The 21,156-nt window shown below is 65.1% G+C and carries 14 protein-coding genes; 8 read left to right on the plus strand and 6 right to left on the minus strand.

All coding sequences use genetic code 11. From position 1 onward, the window contains the following. Positions 1-163 precede the first annotated feature (163 nt). A complete protein-coding gene (locus PQR02_RS18925; protein ID WP_408234037.1) occupies positions 164-547 on the minus strand; it encodes a tautomerase family protein in 384 nt (127 codons plus the stop codon). 100 nt (positions 548-647) lie between these two features. On the opposite strand from PQR02_RS18925, the gene PQR02_RS18930 reads away from it, so the two are divergent. Continuing rightward, entirely contained in the window at positions 648-1,499 is an 852-nt protein-coding gene (locus PQR02_RS18930) for a LysR family transcriptional regulator (protein ID WP_408234040.1), read from the plus strand. 85 nt (positions 1,500-1,584) lie between these two features. Here the strand turns inward: PQR02_RS18930 and PQR02_RS18935 are convergent, their stop codons facing one another. Beyond that, positions 1,585-2,169: a hypothetical protein gene (locus PQR02_RS18935; RefSeq protein ID WP_408234043.1), complete on the minus strand. Its 585-nt coding sequence runs from the start codon at positions 2,167-2,169 to the stop codon at positions 1,585-1,587. Between the two features lie 112 nt (positions 2,170-2,281). Here PQR02_RS18935 and PQR02_RS18940 point away from each other — a divergent pair, with 112 nt between their 5' ends. Beyond that, a complete protein-coding gene (locus PQR02_RS18940) occupies positions 2,282-2,719 on the plus strand; it encodes an MbcA/ParS/Xre antitoxin family protein (RefSeq protein WP_408234046.1) in 438 nt (145 codons plus the stop codon). Then, complete coding sequence (locus PQR02_RS18945; protein WP_408234048.1) at positions 2,716-3,417, plus strand: RES family NAD+ phosphorylase; 702 nt, start codon at positions 2,716-2,718, stop codon at positions 3,415-3,417. Before PQR02_RS18940 ends, PQR02_RS18945 begins: the two co-directional genes overlap by 4 nt. Before the next feature lie 34 nt (positions 3,418-3,451). Here PQR02_RS18945 and PQR02_RS18950 read toward each other — a convergent pair whose 3' ends face one another. The 4 genes from PQR02_RS18950 to PQR02_RS18965 all read right to left on the minus strand — a co-directional run bounded on the left by PQR02_RS18950 (position 3,452) and on the right by PQR02_RS18965 (position 8,192). Continuing rightward, positions 3,452-4,189, minus strand: a complete 738-nt coding sequence (locus tag PQR02_RS18950; protein ID WP_408234051.1) for a metallophosphoesterase — start codon at positions 4,187-4,189, stop codon at positions 3,452-3,454. A gap of 198 nt (positions 4,190-4,387) precedes the next feature. Continuing rightward, positions 4,388-5,830, minus strand: coding sequence for a c-type cytochrome (locus tag PQR02_RS18955; RefSeq protein ID WP_408234054.1), 1,443 nt, complete (start codon positions 5,828-5,830; stop codon positions 4,388-4,390). Positions 5,831-5,850: 20 nt separating this feature from the next. Then, positions 5,851-7,452 carry a GMC family oxidoreductase gene (locus PQR02_RS18960; protein WP_408234057.1) on the minus strand — a complete coding sequence of 534 codons (1,602 nt, stop codon included), beginning with the start codon at positions 7,450-7,452 and terminating at the stop codon, positions 5,851-5,853. A gap of 113 nt (positions 7,453-7,565) precedes the next feature. After that, the gene (locus PQR02_RS18965; protein ID WP_408234060.1) at positions 7,566-8,192 is read right to left on the minus strand and encodes a sugar dehydrogenase complex small subunit; all 627 of its coding nucleotides are present in this window, start codon (positions 8,190-8,192) and stop codon (positions 7,566-7,568) included. A gap of 378 nt (positions 8,193-8,570) precedes the next feature. Here PQR02_RS18965 and PQR02_RS18970 point away from each other — a divergent pair, with 378 nt between their 5' ends. From PQR02_RS18970 to glgX, 5 genes are all read left to right on the plus strand, one after another. Further along, entirely contained in the window at positions 8,571-9,233 is a 663-nt protein-coding gene (locus PQR02_RS18970) for a DUF1345 domain-containing protein (protein WP_408234063.1), read from the plus strand. A 441-nt stretch (positions 9,234-9,674) separates the two neighbouring features. After that, positions 9,675-13,130, plus strand: a complete 3,456-nt coding sequence (locus tag PQR02_RS18975) for a maltotransferase domain-containing protein (protein ID WP_408234066.1) — start codon at positions 9,675-9,677, stop codon at positions 13,128-13,130. Beyond that, a complete protein-coding gene (gene treS, locus PQR02_RS18980) occupies positions 13,127-16,600 on the plus strand; it encodes a maltose alpha-D-glucosyltransferase (RefSeq protein WP_408234069.1) in 3,474 nt (1,157 codons plus the stop codon). The genes PQR02_RS18975 and treS overlap by 4 nt, the downstream gene beginning before the upstream one ends. Continuing rightward, on the plus strand, positions 16,593-18,803 hold the full coding sequence (gene glgB, locus PQR02_RS18985) for a 1,4-alpha-glucan branching protein GlgB (RefSeq protein ID WP_408234072.1): 2,211 nt from the start codon (positions 16,593-16,595) through the stop codon (positions 18,801-18,803). The genes treS and glgB overlap by 8 nt, the downstream gene beginning before the upstream one ends. Positions 18,804-18,912: 109 nt before the next feature. Next, positions 18,913-21,132: a glycogen debranching protein GlgX gene (glgX, locus tag PQR02_RS18990; protein ID WP_408234075.1), complete on the plus strand. Its 2,220-nt coding sequence runs from the start codon at positions 18,913-18,915 to the stop codon at positions 21,130-21,132. The last annotated feature ends 24 nt before the right edge of the window (positions 21,133-21,156 follow it).

Consider the following 21,156-nt stretch of genomic DNA (forward strand, 5'->3'; position numbering starts at 1 on the left):
GCAACGTGAACATGGATTAGTTAAGAGCAGAACGGAGCACCTGTAGCATGCGCTTCGCCACGCACGACTGCCCTCGTCCGAGGACAGTCGGCCAGTGTCCCCTCGACTGCCCACTCGTGTTTAGAGTCACGTGCGCCAATGCCGCTCAGCCTCAACCATTCGTTCACGTGGCATATTGCGCAATCCCGTTGCCGAACGACCAGTTCTCCTTCTCAACCTCGACGAGATTGATGAACACATCTTCTCGTCGCAGCCCTGGCGACTCCGCCAACTCGTCGACGATCCGCCGATACAGCGCTTTCTTCTGGTCGATCGTGCGCGTATTGCTGACCGTGAGCTGAATCACGACGAAATCGTCGCTGCGCTCGATATTCAGATACTGCCCGTTGTAGATCAGATTGCCGGCCTCGTATTCGGTGACCAGCACGAACTGGTCGTCCTTCGGCACGTTGAACGTGGCCACCAGCGAGCGCTGGATGCCATCGGTCAATGCCTTCCGGTATTCGGCCGGCTTGCCGGCGCGCAATGCGATTCGGGTGATCGGCATGATGAAACTCCTTCGTTGCGGTGATTAGATAACCACAGCATAGGCACGCTCATCCATAATAAACAGATATCTCCCGATATTTCATCTATATTCAAATGAAATGAAAGTCCTCGATCTCGATGCGGTGCGGGCCTTCGTGCTGGTCGCCGACCTGCACAGTTTCACGCGCGCCGCGGACGCGCTCGATACCACGCAATCAGCCGTGAGCCTGAAACTCAAGCGGCTGGAAGCGCATCTGGGCACGCAGTTGCTGGAGCGCACGCCGCGCGTCGTGCGTCTTTCCGTCGACGGAAATGCGTTTCTCGGCGCCGCACGCGAGTTGCTGAACGCGCACGAGCGCGCGCTGGGTTCGCTGTCGGTGGAGCGGCGGCGGCTCGTGCTGGGGCTCAGCGAGCATGTCGCGGGGCCCGATTTGCCGCAGTTGCTCGGCCGGCTCAACGCGCACGATCCTGGTCTGATGGTCGAGTTGCACATGGGGACGTCGGCGGCGCTGCTCGCGCAATTCGACGAGCGCCGGTTCGACGCGGTGATCATCCGCTATGGCGCCGAGGAACCGCCGCGTGACGACGCGCAAGTGCTGTTCAGCGAACCGCTCGGCTGGCTTGCGACCCCGGCGTGGCTGCCGAGGGTCGGCGAGCCACTGGCGCTGGCGCTGCTGAGTCCGCCGTGCAACGTGCGCGACATCGCGCTGCGCACGCTGACTGAAGCGGGGATTGCGTGGCAGGAGGTGTTCGTCGGCGGTGGCGTGGCGGCGGTCGGCGCGGCGGCCGCGGCGGGGCTGGCCGTGTCGCCGCTGGCGCGCAGAGTTGCGCCGCGCGGCTTGCTCGATGTCGGCGCGCGGCTGGGCTTGCCGGCGCTGCCGGAGTCGCGTGTAACGCTGCATTCGCGGGTGAGGGATCCGCGCTCGATGGAGACCTTGCGTTTGATGGCGAATGGGTTGGCAAGCGCCTGAAGCTGTCGGAAGGGTAGCCAGCCACGCGGCCTTTAGAGCCCGCCGCGCAGCAAGCCCTGAGACCCACACGCTGCACGGGCCAAGGTCAGTGGATGAGCGGCGGCAGCGACCCGCCGCTGACAGTGGCCGGATTCGTGGCCGCGTCGGCCGAACCGGCGCTAACGTTTGCGGACATGGCCGGCGCATTCGCGCTGCCCACCGCAGCTGGTTTCGCCGCGACCTTGGTCACGTGTGGATGAGTGGCGCGCGGCTGGGTGAGATCAGCGGGCCCGACCTTGCCTTGCCCGGACTGGGTCCGGACAAGTTGCGCATGCGGCTTTTTGGTCAGCGCCATCACGGCGGCTTTCGCCTTGGGCTTGTTGGCCGTAGCGGGCGCCTTGGCGCCGTGCGCCGCTCCACTCTTCGCCGCGACCTTCCTCACGCCGCCGTGAGCCGCCAATTTGCTGCCATGTCCCGCTGCCGCGGCCGACGCCACTCGCGGCGCCCCGTACCCAGCGTTTGCCCCGTGCTCCGACCCGGCCTTGACGCCAGCGCCCGGCTTCTTGGTTGCATGCTTCGCCACATGCCCGCTCGCCTCGGGCGGATTCCAGACTTCCGCATAACCCGCCGCCATCGCCGCTGCCGACACACACCACGCGGCAAGCGCCACTGCCACCCATCGAATCCCCATCTCCTGCTTCTCCTGTTCTTCACCTGCATAACGAGCCGGGGATTATATTCCCTTGCAATAATCCACATTTAGACTAATATAACATTCAAGTACACATAGGGACTTATCCGTCATGACTCACGCTGCCCGCCTCAACCCGTCCGAAGCGCCGATTCGCCGGCCCATTTCGGAACCCACGTTTTCGGAGATGTCTGCGGCGGGATTGCGCGCGTTCTTCAACATCGCGCAGGACTGGGACCTGAACGCCGACGAGCAGATCGTGCTGCTCGGCTCGCCGGGCCGCTCCACCTTCTTCAACTGGAAAAAGACGCCTGAAACGGCCCGCCTCGGGCGTGACACGCTCGAACGCCTGTCGCTGCTGCTCGGCATTTACAAAGCGTTGCAGATTCTGTTGCCGCAGCCCAACGCCGCCGACACCTGGATCAAGCGCCCCAACAGCGCGCCGCCGTTCGGCGGCCGCCGCGCGCTGGACCGCATGCTGGCCGGCAACATCAGCGATCTCGTGGCCGTGCGCCAGTATCTCGACGCGATGCGAGGCGGCTGGGCGTGACACAACCGCATTGGCAGGACCGCTGGCCCACCGCGCCGCTCGACTGGTCGCCCGCGTATCGTGTGATTCCTACGCGCTTTCCCGCCGTCAATCTGTTCGACCGGGTCGCCTCGCCCGAAGACTTCGACGCGCTGTACGCGCTCGAAGCCATGACCAATGACCGGCTGCGCACCGAAATCGGCGAACTCGATCTGGTGCCGCGCGAAGAGCGCCGCTTCGGCCCCGGCTATGGACCGATCATGGCCGCGCTGACGCATCTGAATCCGCTCGGCAGCCGCTTTTCAGATGGCACGTACGGCGTGTTCTATTGCGCCCGCTCGCGCGCCACCGCGATTGCCGAGACGCGCTATCACACCGGGAAATTTCTGGAAGCGACCGCCGAGCCGCCGATGCGCCAGCAAATGCGGCTCTACACGGTGGCCGCGCAAGGCAATGTGGTCGATCTGCGCGACGACCCTTCGCTCGATCTCGCCGTGTTGTCGCCGGACGATTATCTGGCGGGTCAATCGCTCGGCCGCACGGTGCGCGAGGCGGGTGCGCCGGGCATCGCGTATCCTTCCGTGCGCGATGCCGGAGGCGAGTGCCTGGCCGCGTTCCGCACCGCCTTGCTGCGCGACTGCCACCATGCGGCGTATCTGGAATACAACTGGAATGGCACAAGCGTGGACATTGTGTTCGAACTCAGCCAGGTCGGCTGATGAACGGGATGAACGAGCGCGGTGCCGGACGCGCTCAGGGTAAAGCCAGCGCCGCCGCTCCTTCGGCACGCGCCTCGTCGACCGAAATCGACCAGCGCAGCAACGCTTCGGGCTGCACGATCGTCAGCTTGCCGCCGGGGCCGAACGCGCCGGTGTCGATGAAGACCTGCGAACCGATCTGCTTGATGTCGCGCATCGGCGTATGGCCGCAATAGGTCAGCGAAAGCCCGCGTTGCTGCGCCGGATCGTAGTTGCCGACCGCCAGGTCGCGTCCCCAGAGCATCCGCTCACGGGTTTCCAGCGAGAAATTGCCGGCGTCCAGATCGGCGTCGGTGCCGAAAAATTCGGCATGCAGAATATTGAAGCGCTCTTTCCCACTGCCGACCACGCGCGCGAGCGGCAAGGTCCGCAGACGTTCTGCGTAGTGCCGCAAGCGTTCGTCGGGCACATTCACGGCCCACGCGCCGCCAATCCCAAACCACCACTCGCGCCGCAAAAGTCCGTCGGCGACCGCGCACAGCGTGTCTTCGTGATTGCCGAGCACGGGGAAGAACCACGGCTTGTCGAGCAGCGCGAGCGCCTGCTCGGAATGCTCGCCGCGATCGACCAGATCGCCGACCGAAAAGAGCCGGTCGCGCTCCGGATCGAACGCGATCAGGCGCAGCAGATAGCGCAATGCATCAACGCAGCCGTGCAGATCGCCGACCACGAAATCGCGGCCGGTCGCATTGGCGGCATGATGCTGAACGGGGTTGACGAGTACGGAAGCCATTTACTCATGATAATGCTGCGACTGCGGGTGCGTATGCGCGGTGCCTATCGTATCCTGGCTGCTTGCAACGCAAAAACGACGCGAAACTACGCGAAACAGGTGTGTTTCGGGGATGCCTTTACCGGAAACACACTGCCTTCGCGAGGACTATTGCTGCGTGCGCAGTGGCATGGGCGGCGGCATCCGCAGTGGCGCTGGCTACGGGGTGCGCAGCTTGCCGACCTGCTCGGCCGTCACCGTCGACTGTGGATTACCGAACTGCCGCGTCACATAGTTGGTGACGGCGGCCACCTGTTCGTCGGTGAGCTGGCCGCCGAATGCAGGCATCAGCACGTCCGCATGCGCGGTCGTGCGGCTGACGCCGTGCAGAATCACCAGCGCGAGATTGCTGGCGTCGCTCGCGCCGACCGTCGAATTGTGAATCAGCGACGGATACGCGCCCGGTGCGCTCGCGCCCACGCCCTGGCCCGTCCAGCTATGGCAGGTCGCGCAATTGGCCACGAAGAGTTGCGCGCCGTTCACCCCGTGGATCGCGGTGCCGCGCAACGCGGTGACGTCGTCGGCGGGATTGCCCCACTGATGGCGCGGGCGCGACTCGCCGCCGCTGACCGGCGGCACCGTGCGCAGATACGTGACGATCGAACGCAGATCGAACGGCGTTACGTACTGCGTGCTGTCGGCGACCACTTCGCCCATCGGGCCGGCCGCATTCGCGCGGCCCGCCGCCGCCCCGGTCGCCAGATACGTGGCAAGCTCGTCATTGCTCCAGTCGCCCACGCCGCTGATCTTGTCCGGCGTGATGTTGAACGCACGCCAGCCGGCCTGCACCGCGCCGGAGAAACGCGCGCTCGACTTCAACCCCTGCATGAAATTGCGCGGCGTATGGCACTCCTCGCAATGCGCGAGTCCCGTCACCAGATACGCGCCGCGATTCCACTCGGCGCTTTGCTTCGGATCGGGAACGAAGCGGGCCTCGGTGAAATTGAACAGGTTCCACAGCGCCATCAGCCAGCGCTGGTTGAACGGAAATTTCAGGCTATTGGAGGGCGGCGTGTAGTGGATCGGCGTGAGCGTGTTCAGATACGCGCGAATGGCGAGCACGTCCTGCTCGGTGACGCGCGTGTACTCCGCGTACGGAAAGGCCGGGTAGAGCCGCTCGCCGCCTTTGCCGATGCCCTCGTGCATCGCACGCAGAAAATCGGCGTCGCTCCATTGGCCGATGCCGGTGTCGGGGTCGGGCGTGATGTTCGGCGTCACGATGGTGCCGAACGGCGTGTCGATCAACACCCCGCCCGCGAACGGGCGCGACTTGTCCGCGGTGTGACAGGCGGCGCAATCACCGACTCGCGCGAGGTACTCGCCGCGCTTGACCAGAGCGCTGCGGTTTGCGCCGGCGGGCATGGCCGCGGCGCCGGCCGGCTGCGACGCAATGTCGGCCGGTTGTGACGCGGCGTCGGCGCGGGCTTGCGTGATCGGTAGTTCGCCAGCCGGTCGAGCGTCCGGTCCGTTCGCCTCATGCCACGCGACATACAGCGCGGCCAGCGAGAACGCCGCCGCCAGCGCCGCAACGCCGATGCGGCGACGGCGCGTGGTCTGCACGAGCGCGATTTCCGGCGGCACGCGAGAGGTGTTCTTCTTCATGGTGGCTCTCCGATCGGGGCTCAGATTTCGCGCTTGAGCTTGTCGGCCAGTTTCAGCGACAAGGCCGCGATCGTCAGCGTGCAATTCACCGAGGCCGCCGTGGGCATCACGGCGCTGCTGGCGATGAACAGATTCGAATGATCGTGCGTGCGGCAGTCCGCATCCACCACCGAATCCGCCGGATCGCCGCCCATGATCGTGGTGCCCATGATGTGATTGTTGGGTGCGAAGGTGTCGTCGAACGAGATCTCCGTGCCGCCGAACAGCGCCGCGATCCGCGCATACTGTTCGTGCGTATCGGCAGCGCTCTTTTTCACGTAGTCGTTGATCGAGTAATAGATCTCAGGTTGTGGAATGCCGAGCGCGTCCTTGTGATCCGCCGACGGCACCACGCGATTGTGTGGCTCCGCGAGATGCTCGTGGAAGCTGTTGATGTTCAGTGTGCGCGCCGCGCGATCGCGAATCTGCCGGTCGAGCTCGGCGCCCGTGAGGCCTTTTTTCAGCAGATCGGCGGTCACGCCCATGGTCGGCACGCCGTTCGACAGATGCAGCTTCTTGGCCGCGTAGTCGGAGCGGAACGCGCCGTCGCGGAAGTTGACGATCGACGTCATCTCCATCGGCCCGCGGCCCGGCCACAGCGGCTCGTTGGCGAGGAACGTGACGCCCGTGCCGGGATGATCCATCAGATTGCGTCCCACCTGATCGGAGCTATTGCCGACGCCCTGCGGGAATTTTTCGGAGGTCGACATCAGCATCAGCTTCGGCGTTTCGATGCCGTTGGCGGCGAGCACGAACAGCTTGCCGCTCACGCGCGTGCTATTGCCGTTCGGGTCCTTGTAGTGGAGCGCCGTGATGAGCCCTTTGTTGTCCGCTTCGACGCGATACACCACCGCTTCGGGGATCAGCTTCGCGCCAGCCTGCTCGGCCTTCTCCGCATGCACGACGCCGTTGTACATCGCGGCGATCGGACAGATCGGCATGCAATTGTTGTTGCCGCAGCAGGTGGGCCGCGCATCGTAGGGACGGCTGTTGCGCGCCACGGGCTCCGGCACGACCTTGAAGCCCTGTGCGTTGAGCACATCGCTGAAACGCTGATCCATGTACGACAGCGGCAGTTGGCTCATCGGATAAGGCTTCGAGCGCGGCGAACCGAGATCGATGGAGTTGTCCGGGCCGGACACGCCGAGTTGCGCTTCAGCCGCCGAATACCACGGCTCCAGCGTCTCATACGGATACGGCCAGTCGCGCCCGACGCCATACAGCTTGTGCAACTGGAAGTCCGTCGGCAGCAGCCGCCACGCGGCGGCGGCCCAGTGCCAGGTCGTGCCGCCCACGAGCCGCACATATTGCGCGTTGTACGGATAGTCGCCCTTCTGGATCAGATAGTTGTTGGCGGGTGCGTACTCGGGATGCGGCGCATAAGGCGTCGACGGATACGGTGTCGCGAAGTCCGCCTTGACCGGCGAGTTGCGAAAGTTCTCGACGATCTGCCAGCGCGGAATACGCGGCCCGGCTTCGAGCAGGATCACCGACGCGCCGGCCAGCGCCAACTGATGCGCGACCAGTCCGCCCGCGACGCCCGAGCCGACCACCACGACATCGGCCGAATTTGTGTTTGCCATGGCTGCCCTCTACACGATGGTTATGCTGGCTTATCGTTGCTTGCCATATCGCGTGGCAGCGCGTCATCGAACGGCTCCCTCCGACAAGGCGGCACGCGCGAGAGGAACTTCCTTCAGGCGCTCAATGGCTTACGCGTCCAGTAGAACGGGACGTCGCGGCAATAGGACGGAACGGTCAGCACGTCCTTGACGGGTTCGAACATCAACGCTTTTTCATACGCGACCACGTCCACATGCGGCATGTCACCGACGAGGCCGAGATACCACGCGCGCATGATCGCGCTCACGGCTTTCGCGAGGGCCGGCTGCTCGGCCTGCAAAGCCTGCGTGACGGTATCGGACGGTACGCCGCCATGACCTTGCAGCCACGTGTTGAGCACGGCGACGTTCTGCGTGAACTGGCTGTCGGATTTGGCGAGGGCGTCGTACACACGTTTGCCGAGTACGGTGTCGAAGCCGTTGCGGCCGGTAAGCCGCTGCGAGAGCGCAAGGAAGGCGTCGAGGCCACCGCCTGCAGGCGGCGCGTCGGCGAAGGCCGGGGCGATCCACGAGAGCGGACGGCCAGCGCCGGCAAACGCGAGCGCCGCGGCGGCGGCGCATGCGCCGAGCACCCATGCTCTGCGCGGAGCTGAAAACGTGGCGGAACGTGAAAACTGCCTTGAAGGCGAAACGGATGACGATAATCCGGCCGGATGCGTCACTGCGTGGAGCGCACCGTGGTCCTCGGGAACATCTGTCATCGGGACTCCAGATGGTGAGTCATTCTCAACTGGCAGCGCTGCTTCGTCGTGACGCTGTTCGCGCGCTGCTTCGATTGCTCTTCCCCAAACCAGGTTTGACGCCGCTCGAACGGTCTTACGTGCGCAATGCGCGGTGTGCGCCTGCTGACGGGTGCGAGACGCATTACAGCTTGCCGATCACTGCCTTGCGACGGCCTTCACAGCGCAAAGCGCAGGACGACGGCCCGTTGCCTGCCAATCGCCTTTCAACTGAAAGCGGCGCGCAAGGCCGCTGCGCAAGACTATAGCTTGTGATTCGCCGGTTCGACAAATGCTCACCGAAGCACGAGTAGAATCCGCGACACCGATGGCGCTCACTCCACGCTCACTCCCGGTTCCATGCTCACGAAATACTACCCGCAGGTTCTTCGCAATCGGCCGCGCACGATGCTCGGCCTCGTTATCGGCTGCGTGGTCACGCTGCTGGTGCCCTGGCATGTCAGCGCGATGGCGCGCGCGCTAATCGGCTGGGACGCCGCCATCTGGAGCTACCTGTTGATGATCTGGGTGCACATGGCCCTCGCCGACGAACATCGGGTCCGCGAATACGCGATACGTGACGATGAAAACGCGGGCGTCGTGCTCTTCGTGATCTGTGTCGCGACCATTGCGAGCATTGCGGCGATCGTGCTGGAACTGGCATCGGCGAAAGGAACCGCTGGGGCGTCGAGTGCAGGGCATTACCTGCTGACAGGTTTCACGCTGATCGGCGCCTGGGCTCTGATTCCGACCATCTTCACGCTGCACTACGCGCGACTCCACTACGATGCCGACGCCGCAGAGACCGCCCTGCTGTTTCCCGATCACAAGCTCCAGCCGAACTACTGGGACTTCCTGTATTTCTCGTTCACCATCGCTGTGGCTTCGCAAACCTCGGATGTGGTATTGCGCTCGCGTTCGATTCGCCGCGCCGCGCTCGCGCAGTCCATTCTGTCGTTTTACTTCAACGTCGCCATCCTGGGCTTGTGCGTGAACATCGCGGCGGGCCTGCTGGGGTCATAGCGCTACCGGCCCCGCCAGGGCCGCGCACCAGTTCGCCTTTTGCGGTCATCACGCCGCCTCGCCCGCGCCCGTTGTAAAACCCGCACGACGTCCGCCCCCCGTTTTACACACGGGAGCGGCGCCATCGTGCCGAGGTCTCGTCGTCCATACCCGGCGCGCTTGCCTTCGCGGCACTCGCCCGCCCTCCCCTCGAGCCGCTCCAGCCACCGACTGGCACAACGCTTGCTCCTGCTCCCGAATAGCTTCGCCCGGCCCACGCAGGCGAAGTCTGGCGTCAAAACACCCTCGACTGGCCAGCGGCGTGACGATCTTTGCACTACATTGACCAGTACGCGCCTTCGCTGATGCAACGCGCGGTAGCCGGCTCTGGAAGCCCAATGAGCGCTGCGATCGCATGCCAACTGCATCCACACCGCAGCAGGACGAATCTGGAAACCACCGATGGAACCTCCAAACGGGTATGCGCCGCGGATTTACTTTTTTCATTCACTCCTGGTGGGGCCGCTCGATGCATGGCCCGCGCAGTTCGCTCATGCGGCCGCGCTGGGCTTCGATCACGCGCTGATCGGCGGCCTCTTCGAGCCGGGGCAGGCAGGCCACGGACAGGTGGTCGGCAGCCACGCCCGGCTGCATCCGGTGTTCGACGCGCGCCAGCCCGCGCTCGACGCGCTCCGCACGCTCGCGGACGCCGCCCGGCAGAACGGTCTCACTTTGCTGGTCGATCTGGTGATCGACCGGATGGCCGCCGACGGCGAGCTCTACGCCGGGCATGCGGACTGGTTCCATCCGTTCGAGTCCGCAGAGGCGCGGCTCGATCCGCGCCATGTGCATCGCGAGGACAACGTCGCGTATGCGAACTTCAACGACGCCGGCAGCCGCGAAGCGCTCACCGCCTGGTGGACGCAGCAGCTGCTGGCGCTGGCCGACGCGGGCGTGGGCGGCTTCCGCTTCGATTCGCCGCATCGCGTGCCGGCCGCCGTCTGGCGCCAACTCAGCGAAGCGCTGCGCGCGAAGCATCCCGACGTGCGCCTGCTCGCCGCAACCCCCGGTCTCGCGCGCGACGATCTGGCCGGGCTGGAGAGCGCGGGCTTCGACAGCGTGTTCTCGTCGGTGCGCTGGTGGGACTTCCGTGCGAGCTGGATGGTCGAGGAGCACGCCGCGCTCGCACGCATCGGCGCGCCGATCACCTTTCCTGAAGCGCCCTATGGCACGCGTCTGGCCGCCGAGTTCGGCGACTCCCACGACGACGCCGCCATCGTCGAACGGGCTTACCGGCGCGCGCTCTTCACCTCGGTTGCGCTCGGCACCGGCTGGATGATGCCGATGGGCTTCGAATACGGGATCGCCGAACCCATGTCGCAAACGCGCGGCGACGCGTCGCAATTCGCGCTCGCTGTCCAGGCAAAGAAATTCGATCTCACGGAGCGGATCACGCATGCCAACGAGGTCGCGCGCCATTCGAGGACGCTGCACGCCAATGGTGAATTGCGCCCGCTGAGCGGGCCCGGCGCACCCGCCGCCGTCCTGTTGCGCGCCGATCAGCCGGACCTGCGCGAGGCCGAAGAAGCCGTGCTGATCGCCATCAATCCCGAACTCGGCGCGCCCGTGCGCGTCGATCCCGCGCGCTTTCTCGCGAGCGCGCCGGGCAACTTCACGCGCTTCGTGCCGCTGGATGCGCCGGGCCACGCCGCGCCATCCGGACTGACGCCGTTCACGCTCGCCCCTGGCGCGGTGCGCCTGTTGCGCGCGGTGACGGAGAAGCCGATCCGCCTCGCGCCGCCCATCGACAAGGCCAACAGCAAGCGCAGTGGCCGCAAGACCGTGCTGGAGGCGATCAACGCGCCGCGCGTGGCGATCGAAAGCGTGATGCCCTCGGTCGACAACGGCCGCTTCGCGGCCAAGCGCACGGTGGGCGAGCGGGTCGAAATCAGCGCCGCGATTTTCGCAGAAGGTCACGACAAGATCGCCGCGGCCGTGATCTGGCGCGCCGCCGACGAAACCGCCTGGCACGAAGTGTTGATGAGTCCCGCGCAGCCCGCCGGACTCGACATCTGGCACGCGCGCATTCCACTCGAACGGCTCGGCCGTCACGAATTCAGCGTGATCGCGTGGCGCGACGACTTCGCTTCGCTCGTCGAGCACGTCGAGAAGAAGCTGAAGGCGGGCCAGACCGTCGAACTCGAACTCGAGGAAGCCGCGCATCTGTTCGCGCTGGTGCTCGCCGAAGTGGAGACGACTGAAGGTGCGGTGAAGGAGCCGCTCGAACAGATCGTCAAGCTCTTCACGAAGTCCGACGCCGCCACCAGGCTCGCGCTGATCCTCGCGCCGACCACCGCAAAGGCGATGACCGCCGCGCGCCACCGGCCGTTCCTGAGCCGCGATCCGGTGATCTACAAGATCGACGCGGACCGCACCGCCGCGCGTTTCGCGAGCTGGTACGAGATCTTCCCGCGTTCGATGAGCGACGACGAAGCGCGCCACGGCACCTTCGCGGACGTGACGACGAAACTGCCGCGCATCCGCGAGATGGGTTTCGACGTGCTGTATTTCCCGCCGATCCATCCGATCGGCCTCGCGAATCGCAAAGGCCGCAACAACACGCTGAACGCACAGCCGGGCGATGTGGGTAGTCCATACGCGATCGGCGCGGCCGAAGGCGGCCACACCGCCGTGCATCCGCAACTGGGCACGCTCGACGACTTCAAGGTGATGCTCGCCGCCGCGCATGCGCACGGCCTCGAAATCGCGCTCGACTTCGCGATCCAGTGCTCGCCGGATCATCCGTGGCTCAAGGAGCATCCGACGTGGTTCGCGTGGCGCCCGGACGGCACCTTGCGTTACGCGGAGAATCCGCCGAAGAAGTACCAGGACATCGTCAATCCCGACTTCTACGCGCACGACGCCAAGCCCGACCTGTGGCTCGCGCTGCGCGACGTGATCCTGTTCTGGATCGAAGCAGGCGTGCACATTTTCCGCGTCGACAATCCGCACACCAAGCCGCTGCCGTTCTGGGAATGGATGATGGCCGACGTGCGCGCGCGCTATCCCGACACGATCTTCCTCGCCGAAGCGTTCACGCGTCCACGCATGATGAACCGGCTCGGCAAGATCGGCTTCTCGCAGTCGTACACGTACTTCACGTGGCGCGAGTCGAAGCGCGATTTCATCGAGTACATGACCGAGCTCACGCAAACCGGCGCGCGTGATTTCTACCGGCCGAACTTTTTCGTCAACACGCCGGACATCAACCCGCGCCATCTGCAATCGCAGGGACGCACGGGCTTTCTGATTCGCGCGGCGCTCGCTTCGACGCTGGCGGGTTTGTGGGGCGTGTACAGCGGTTTCGAACTGTGCGAGGCCGCCGCGCTGCCCAACAGCGAGGAATATCTGAACTCCGAGAAGTACCAGTTGCGCGCGTGGGATTGGAACCGGCCGGGCAACATCGTCGGCGAGATTACGGCGCTGAACCGGATTCGACGCTCGAACCCGGCGCTGCAGACGCATCTCGGCCTGACCTTCCTCACCGCGCACAATGATCACATCCTGCTTTTCGAGAAAGCGACCGAGGCGCGCGACAACGTGATCGTCGTCGCGATCAACCTCGATCCGTTCAACGAACAGGGCGCCGATATCGAACTGTCGTGGGACACGTTCCAGCGCTGGCATCTGCACGATCATGGCGCGCTGGAAGTGACCGACCAGATGACCGGCGCGCGCTTCGAATGGCATGGCCGCTGGCAGCACGTGCGACTCGGGTCGGGCCGGCCCTTCTCGATCTGGCGTATCGCGCCGCTCGGCGGCCTGCCCGCCGAGCGCCCGGATGAAGCCGACAGCGATTCCGACAGCGCCTATCACGCGGACGCTGGCAACCCAACCCCAACGGAAGGTGCGATATGAAGCGTGACGATCCAGCCCAAACCACGTCGTCGGGGCACACGGGCGCAGCCACGGGCAGCGCGGCCAAAGCACGCTCGCAGCGGCGCGGCAAGCCGGCGGCCTTGAGCGACGATCCGCTCTGGTACAAGGACGCGATCATCTACCAGGTGCACATCAAATCGTTCTTCGATGCGAACAACGACGGCGTAGGCGACTTCCCCGGCCTGATCGCGAAGCTCGACTACATCGCCGAACTCGGCGTGAACGCGATCTGGCTGCTGCCGTTCTATCCGTCGCCACGGCGTGACGACGGCTACGACATCGCCGACTATCGCAGCGTGCATCCGGACTACGGTCAGATTTCGGACGTCAAACGCTTCATTCAGGAAGCGCACGCGCGCGGCATCCGCGTGATTAGCGAACTGGTCATCAATCACACGTCGGATCAGCACCCGTGGTTTCAGCGGGCGCGCCGCGCGAAGCCAGGTTCGAATCATCGCAACTACTACGTGTGGTCCGATACCGATAAGAAGTACCCGGAAACGCGGATCATCTTCATCGACTCGGAGCCGTCGAACTGGACGCATGATCCGGTGGCGGGCGCGTACTACTGGCACCGCTTCTACTCGCACCAGCCCGACCTGAACTTCGACAACCCGGCGGTGCTAAGAGAAGTGCTGCAGGTGATGCGCTTCTGGCTCGACCTGGGTATCGACGGGTTGCGTCTGGATGCCGTGCCGTATCTGGTCGAACGTGAGGGCACCAACAACGAGAACTTGCCGGAAACGCATGCGGTGCTGAAGAAGATCCGGGCGACCATCGACGCCGAGTATCCGAACCGGATGCTGCTCGCCGAAGCGAACCAGTGGCCGGAAGACGTGAAGGAGTACTTCGGCGACGAAGACGAATGCCACATGGCGTTCCACTTCCCGCTGATGCCGCGCATCTATATGTCGATCGCGAGCGAGGACCGCTTTCCGATCACCGACATCATGAAGCAGACACCGGACCTTCCCGAGTCGAACCAGTGGGCGATTTTCCTGCGCAATCACGACGAACTGACGCTGGAGATGGTCACGGACTCCGAGCGCGACTATCTGTGGAATACGTACGCGAGCGATCGCCGCGCACGCCTGAATCTCGGCATTCGCCGCCGCCTCGCACCGCTGATGGAGCGCGACCGCCGCCGTATCGAATTGATCAATTCGCTGCTGCTGTCCATGCCCGGCACGCCCGTGATCTATTACGGCGACGAGCTCGGCATGGGCGACAACATTCACCTCGGCGACCGCGACGGCGTGCGCACGCCGATGCAGTGGTCGTCGGACCGCAACGGCGGTTTCTCGCGAGCCGATCCCGAGCAGCTGGTGCTGCCGCCGGTGATGGGTTCGCTCTACGGCTTCGACGCGATCAACGTCGAAGCGCAAAGCCGCGATCCGCATTCGCTGCTGAACTGGACCCGGCGCATGCTCTCCACGCGCCGCGCGAAGCAGACCTTCGGGCGCGGCACGATTCGCTTCCTGAAGCCGGAGAACCGCAAGATTCTCGCGTATCTGCGGGAAATGCCGGACCAGCCGCCGATCCTCTGCGTGGCGAATCTGTCGCGCGCGCCGCAAGCGGTCGAACTCGATCTGTCCGAGTTCAACGGCGCGGTGCCGATCGAAATGACCGCCGACTCCGTGTTCCCCGCGATCGGTCAACTGACCTATCTGCTGACGTTCCCGCCCTACGGCTTCCTGTGGTTCATGCTGTGCGAGGGCAGTCAGCGTCCCGCCTGGGCGCAGGCGCATTCGGAGCCGTTGCCGGAATTCGTCACGATCGTGATCCGCGAAGGGCAAGCCGGCCCGACGCCGGAGAACGTGCGTCTGCTCGAATCGGAAGTGCTGCCTTCGTGGCTGAGCCGGCGCCGCTGGTTCGCGTCGAAGGATCAGAAGATGCACGCGGTGCGGCTCGCCGCGTTGACCACGATCCCGAACGGCGGCTTCGCGTTCACCGAAATCGAAGCGGACGTAGGCAACCACACCGAACGCTACGTGGTGCCGATCGCGATCACGTGGGGTGGCGAAACCACCACGCCGCTCTTCATGCAACTCGCGTTGGCGCGCGTGCGGCGCGGCCGCAATGTCGGTCATCTGACGGACGCGTTCGCGCTGCCGATCTTCGCGCACAACGTATTGCGCAAGCTGCGCGAACGCGCGGTGGTGCCGACCGTGCAGAAAAGCGAAATCAAGTTCCTGCCGACCGAGCGTTTCGCCGAACTGGACAACCTAGGCGATCGGCCGGAGATTCGCTGGCTCGCGGCCGAGCAGAGCAACAGCTCGCTGATCATCGCCGACGCCGCCGTGCTGAAGCTGGTGCGCCGCCTCGTCAGCGGCATTCATCCGGAAGCGGAAATCAGCCGCTACCTGACCCAGCTCGGCTACGCGAACACCGCGCCGCTGTATGGCGAAGTGGTGCGCGTCGATCCCGAAGGCGTGCCGCATACGCTGGCGATCCTGCAGGGCTTTATCGACAACCAGGGCGACGCGTGGAACTGGTCGCTCGACTATCTGCGCCGCTCGGTGGACGAGCTCGCGATTGCCGTCGATCCGGAAACCTCGACGGCGCCGGACCGCGACAACGAAGCGATTCTGAAGGAAGGCTATAGCGAGCTGGCCGGCATCATCGGCAGGCGGCTGGGCGAACTGCACGTGGCGCTCGCGTCGCCGACCGACGACCCGGCGTTCGCGCCGGAACCCGCCGACGCCGCCCAGGTAAAGGCGTGGGTCGACGGCACGCAGTCGATGCTCGCCGCCGCGCTCGACCTGCTCGCGCCGCGCATCGAACAGATGAGCGATCCGGATACCAAAGCATTGGCGCAAAGCCTGATCGACCGCCGCGCCGCGCTCGTCGCCGCGGTCGACAAACTGGTCTCCGCCGATGCAGGCGCGTTGCGCATCCGCATCCACGGCGACTTCCACCTGGGTCAGGTGCTGGTCGCGCAAGGCGACGCGTATCTGATCGACTTCGAAGGCGAGCCGGCGCGCTCGCTCGAAGAGCGTCGGCTGAAATCGAGCCCGCTGCGTGACGTGGCCGGGCTGATGCGTTCGTTGTCGTATGCGAGCGCGGCCGCGCAATCCACGATGGAAAACGCGCCGCAGCAGACCGCCGATCGCAAGCGTACGTTGTTCGACCGGTTCCGCGCGCATGCCACCGAAGCTTTCCTCGCCCAATACCGCGCCGCGGTCGCGGACGCGCCGGCGCCGCTGGTGGCGCCCGAGGCGGAACAGGCGCTGCTCGACCTGTTCCTGATCGAAAAGGCCGCCTACGAAATCCGCTACGAAGCGGCCAACCGTCCGACATGGCTCAGCTTGCCGGTGCGCGGCCTCGCCGCGCTCACAAGCCGCTTGCTGGGCGACACGGGCACCCCCCCCGCGCATGCTGCCGATTCATCAACCCAGGCGCCAGGCGCCGCCACCCCGCCTAATCCGGCCGAGGGCGACTATGAGTGAGCACGATCCGGCCGCTGGCCTCCAACCGCTCGATATCGACGCGCTCCTGGAAGCGCGTCACCCCGATCCCTTCTCGCAGCTCGGGCTGCACTGGACGGACGCGGGTCCGGTGGTGCGCGCGCTGTTGCCGAACGCCGCGCACGTCACCGTGATTGCGCGCGCCGACGGCGCCACGCTCGGTGAACTCGAACAGTTGCGCCCTGGGCTGTTCGCCGGCCGCGTCACGTCCGCGGCGCCGTATCGCTTGCGGATCGATTGGCATGGCGTGGTGCAGGAAATCGAGGACACCTATTCGTTCGGCCCGGTGCTCGGCGACGAACCGCTCGGCCGCCTCGCGCGCGGCGATCCGTACGCGGTGCTCGAATGTCTCGGCGCGCATCCGATGGAAGTGGACGGCGTGCCCGGCGTGCTCTTCGCGGTGTGGGCGCCGAATGCGCGGCGCGTGTCGGTGGTCGGCGACTTCAACGCGTGGGACGGCCGCCGTCATCCGATGCGGCTGCGTCATCAGGCCGGTGTGTGGGAGCTGTTCGTGCCGCGCGTGGGGCCGGGCACGCGGTACAAATACGAGCTACTGTCGCGCGACGGCCATCCGCTGCCGCTGAAGGCCGATCCTTGCGCGATGCAAACGGAAAAGCCGCCGGGCACCGCGTCGGTGGTCGCGCATGTCGACGAGATCGAGCAGTTTCCGTGGACCGATCACGACTGGATTCAGTCGCGCGCCGCCAGGCAGACCGCGCGTGCGCCGATCTCGATCTACGAAGTGCATGCCGAATCGTGGCTGCGCATCGCCGAAGAAGGTCAGCGCGGCCTCGACTGGGAGGAACTCGCGGAGCGCCTGCTGCCGTACGTGAAGAGCATGGGCTTCACGCACGTCGAGTTCATGCCGATCGCGGAACATCCGTTCGGCGGCTCGTGGGGTTATCAGCCGCTCGGGCAGTTCGCGCCGTCCGCGCGCTTCGGCAAGCCGGAACAGTTCGCGCGCTTCGTCGACAAGGCACACGAAGCCGGGCTCGGCGTGATTCTCGACTGGGTGCCCGCGCACTTTCCGAACGACGCGCATGGTCTCGTCGACTTCGACGGCACGCCGCTGTACGAGCACGCCGACCCGCGCGAAGGCTATCACCAGGACTGGAACACGATGATCTACAACCTCGGCCGCCACGAGGTGAGCGCGTTCCTGGTCGCATCGGGCCTCGCGTGGCTCAAGCGCTATCACGTCGATGGCTTGCGCGTCGATGCGGTCGCGTCGATGCTGTATCGCGACTATTCGCGCGCCGCTGATCAATGGGTGCCGAACATTTACGGCGGCCGCGAGAATCTCGAATCGATTGCGTTTCTGAAGCGCCTCAATCACGAAGTCGGCTACGTGCCGGGCGTGCCCGGTGCCATCACCATCGCCGAAGAATCGACCGCGTGGCCGGGCGTGACCGCACGCGTCGAAGACGGCGGTCTCGGTTTCCAGTTCAAATGGAACATGGGCTGGATGCACGACACGCTGCACTACATGGAGGAAGATCCGGTTTATCGCCAGTACCATCACCACAACATGACATTCGGCATGGTGTACGCGTACTCGGAGCGCTTCGTGCTGCCGCTGTCGCACGACGAAGTGGTGCACGGCAAAGGCTCGCTGCTCGGCAAGATGCCCGGAGACCGGTGGCAGAAGTTCGCCAACCTGCGCGCGTACTTCGGCTTCATGTGGACGCATCCGGGCAAGAAGCTGCTGTTCATGGGCGGTGAATTCGGGCAGATGGCCGAATTCGATCACGACACTTCGCCGCATTGGCATCTGCTCGACGATCCGCATCATCACGGCGTGCAGTTACTGGTGCGCGACCTGAACCATCTGTATTGCAAGGAGCCTGCGCTGTATCTGCTCGACAGCGAGCCGGGCGGCTTCGGATGGCTGATCGGCGACGATAGCGCCAACAGCGTGTTCGCGTATCGGCGCACCGACGGCGCTGGCCGTGAGCTGGTCGTGGTCTGCAACATGACGCCGGTGCCGCGCGTCGGCTATCGGATCGGCATGCCGGCGAGCGGTCGCTGGGCGGAAGTGCTGAACACGGACGCCGGCGTGTACGGCGGCTCGAACATGGGCAACGGCGGTCTGATTCATACCGACGCGACGCCTAGCCACGGCTGGCCGCATTCCGCTTCACTGGTATTGCCGCCGCTCGCGACCATCGTGTTGCGTGCGGAATGATCGACATGCTGTAACGCGAGCGCGCGGCGCAGCGGGGTATTGGCGCCGTGCGCTCGTTGCATGAAGACCCAAGCTGGCATTCAATAAATGAGAACTGGGAAGGGGAATCATGTCGCATGCAATGCCCGACCGGCTGCTGCCCGGTTCGCCCTATCCGCTCGGCGCCAGCTGGGACGGCCTCGGCGTCAACTTTGCGGTGTTCTCGGCGAATGCGCAAAAAATCGAGCTTTGCCTGTTCGATCCCACCGGGCGCAAGGAATTGCGCCGCTTCACGCTGCCCGAATGCACCGACGAGGTCTGGCATGGCTACTTGCCGAATGCGCATCCCGGCACCGCTTACGGCTTTCGAGCGCATGGACCGTATCAGCCGCACCAGGGGCATCGCTTCAATCCGCACAAGCTGTTGCTCGATCCGTACGCGCGCAAACTGGTCGGGCAGTTTCGCTGGTCGGATGCGCTGTTCGGCTATCGCGTGCATTCGAATCGCGCCGACCTTTCCATCGACCGGCGTGATTCGGCGCCGGCCATGCCGAAGTGCGTGGTGATCGACGAAGCGTTCGACTGGTCGCACGACAAGCGCCCGAACGTGCCGTGGGGCGAGACCATCATCTTCGAAACGCACGTGCGCGGGGCGTCGATGCTGCGCGCCGATTTGCGCCAGCACGAACGCGGCACGTTTGCGGCGCTGGCGTCGCCGGAGTTCATCGAGCATTTGCTGAAGCTCGGCGTGACCGCGGTCGAGTTGCTGCCGGTCCATGCGTTTCTCAACGACCGCTTCCTGGTGGAACGCGGCCTGCGCAACTACTGGGGCTACAACAGCGCCGCGTTCTTCGCGCCCGAGCCGTCGTATCTGAGCACGCACCGGCTCGACGAAATGCGCATTGCCGTGCGCCAGTTGCACGCGGCCGGCATCGAGGTCTTTCTCGACGTGGTCTACAACCACACCTGCGAAGGCAACGAGATGGGCCCGACCGTCTCGTGGCGCGGTCTCGACAACGCGAGCTACTACCGCCTGATTCCCGGCGACGAACGCCACCACATCAACGACACCGGCTGCGGCAATACGCTGAATATGCCGCATCCGCGCGTGCTGCAGATGGTGATGGATTCGCTGCGCTACTGGTCGACGGCGTTCAATATCGACGGCTTCCGCTTCGATCTCGGCGTGACGCTCGGCCGCGAGCAGCACGGCTTCGATCCGGGCTCGGGCTTCTTCGACGCATTGCGTCAGGACCCGATCCTGTCGCAACGCAAGCTGATCTCCGAGCCGTGGGACATCGGCCCGGGCGGCTATCAGCTGGGCAACCATCCACCGGGGTTCGCCGAATGGAACGACCGTTTCCGCGACACGGTGCGCCGTTTCTGGCGCGGCGACGCCGGCTTGCGGCCCGATCTCGCCGCGCGCCTGACCGGCTCTGCCGATCTGTTCAACCGTCGCTTCAGGAAGCCGTGGGCGTCGATCAACTTCATCACGTCACACGACGGCTTTACGTTGGCCGATGTCACGGCTTACGAGCAGAAGCACAACGAAGCGAATCGCGAGGACAACAAGGACGGCCACAACGAGAACTGGAGCCGCAACTGGGGCGCGGAAGGTCCGACTGACGATCCCGCGATTCTCGACACGCGCAAACGCGTGGCCCGTTCGCTGATCACGACGCTGCTGATCGCGCTCGGCACACCGATGGTGCTGGCCGGCGACGAAATGCTGCGCACGCAGAACGGCAACAACAATGCGTACTGCCAGGACAACGAAATATCCTGGCTCGACTGGGAGCGTGCAACCTCCACGGACGGCCAGCAGATGATCGACTTCGTCGCGCGCGTGATCGCGCTGCGCAAACATCATCCGCTGCTGCGCGAAACGCGTTTTCTGTTCGGCGACCGTGAAGTGCTGCCGGGCCTGTTCGATGTCGGCTGGTTCGACGAACACGGCGACCCGCTCACCATCGAAGCCTGGCAGGACCCCGAAGGCCGCGCGTTCACCTTGCGTCGCGCGGGACCAGGTTTGAATGGCGAAACCGAAGTATTGTTGATGATGCTCAACGCAAACGAGGAAACATTGCGCTTTACACCGCCCGCGCCGCACCTGGAATGGCATGTGCTGTTAGACACTGCGGAACCGGACAGCGCGCCGCATCGGCTGGCGGTAGCCGAGGTCGAGGTGGCCGCGCATAGTCTCGTGATGCTGGCCGCGCAGCCGATGGGCGAAGCGGACTGGCAAGCGGGCTGGAAGGCCGGCGCGCAGCACGGGCCGCGGCTCCTGACGGCGCTGCCGCCCGATCCGGGCGCGCACCCGCCGGGCAGCGACGTGTCGCCCAGCACGTAGGCGTGGGCGACGTAAGCGCGAAGT

The organism is Paraburkholderia sediminicola, from assembly GCF_046026895.1.
Classification (GTDB): Bacteria; Pseudomonadota; Gammaproteobacteria; order Burkholderiales; family Burkholderiaceae; genus Paraburkholderia; species Paraburkholderia sediminicola_C.

What these genes read in the sequence shown, in the direction of transcription:
- PQR02_RS18925 (WP_408234037.1), bottom strand. Translation starts at nt 547, where the DNA reads ATGCCGATCACCCGAATCGCATTGCGCGCCGGCAAGCCGGCCGAATAC.
- PQR02_RS18930 (WP_408234040.1), top strand. Translation starts at nt 648, where the DNA reads ATGAAAGTCCTCGATCTCGATGCGGTGCGGGCCTTCGTGCTGGTCGCC.
- PQR02_RS18935 (WP_408234043.1), bottom strand. Translation starts at nt 2,169, where the DNA reads ATGGGGATTCGATGGGTGGCAGTGGCGCTTGCCGCGTGGTGTGTGTCG.
- PQR02_RS18940 (WP_408234046.1), top strand. Translation starts at nt 2,282, where the DNA reads ATGACTCACGCTGCCCGCCTCAACCCGTCCGAAGCGCCGATTCGCCGG.
- PQR02_RS18950 (WP_408234051.1), bottom strand. Translation starts at nt 4,189, where the DNA reads ATGGCTTCCGTACTCGTCAACCCCGTTCAGCATCATGCCGCCAATGCG.
- PQR02_RS18955 (WP_408234054.1), bottom strand. Translation starts at nt 5,830, where the DNA reads ATGAAGAAGAACACCTCTCGCGTGCCGCCGGAAATCGCGCTCGTGCAG.
- PQR02_RS18960 (WP_408234057.1), bottom strand. Translation starts at nt 7,452, where the DNA reads ATGGCAAACACAAATTCGGCCGATGTCGTGGTGGTCGGCTCGGGCGTC.
- PQR02_RS18965 (WP_408234060.1), bottom strand. Translation starts at nt 8,192, where the DNA reads ATGACAGATGTTCCCGAGGACCACGGTGCGCTCCACGCAGTGACGCAT.
- PQR02_RS18970 (WP_408234063.1), top strand. Translation starts at nt 8,571, where the DNA reads ATGCTCACGAAATACTACCCGCAGGTTCTTCGCAATCGGCCGCGCACG.
- PQR02_RS18975 (WP_408234066.1), top strand. Translation starts at nt 9,675, where the DNA reads ATGGAACCTCCAAACGGGTATGCGCCGCGGATTTACTTTTTTCATTCA.
- treS (WP_408234069.1), top strand. Translation starts at nt 13,127, where the DNA reads ATGAAGCGTGACGATCCAGCCCAAACCACGTCGTCGGGGCACACGGGC.
- glgB (WP_408234072.1), top strand. Translation starts at nt 16,593, where the DNA reads ATGAGTGAGCACGATCCGGCCGCTGGCCTCCAACCGCTCGATATCGAC.
- glgX (WP_408234075.1), top strand. Translation starts at nt 18,913, where the DNA reads ATGTCGCATGCAATGCCCGACCGGCTGCTGCCCGGTTCGCCCTATCCG.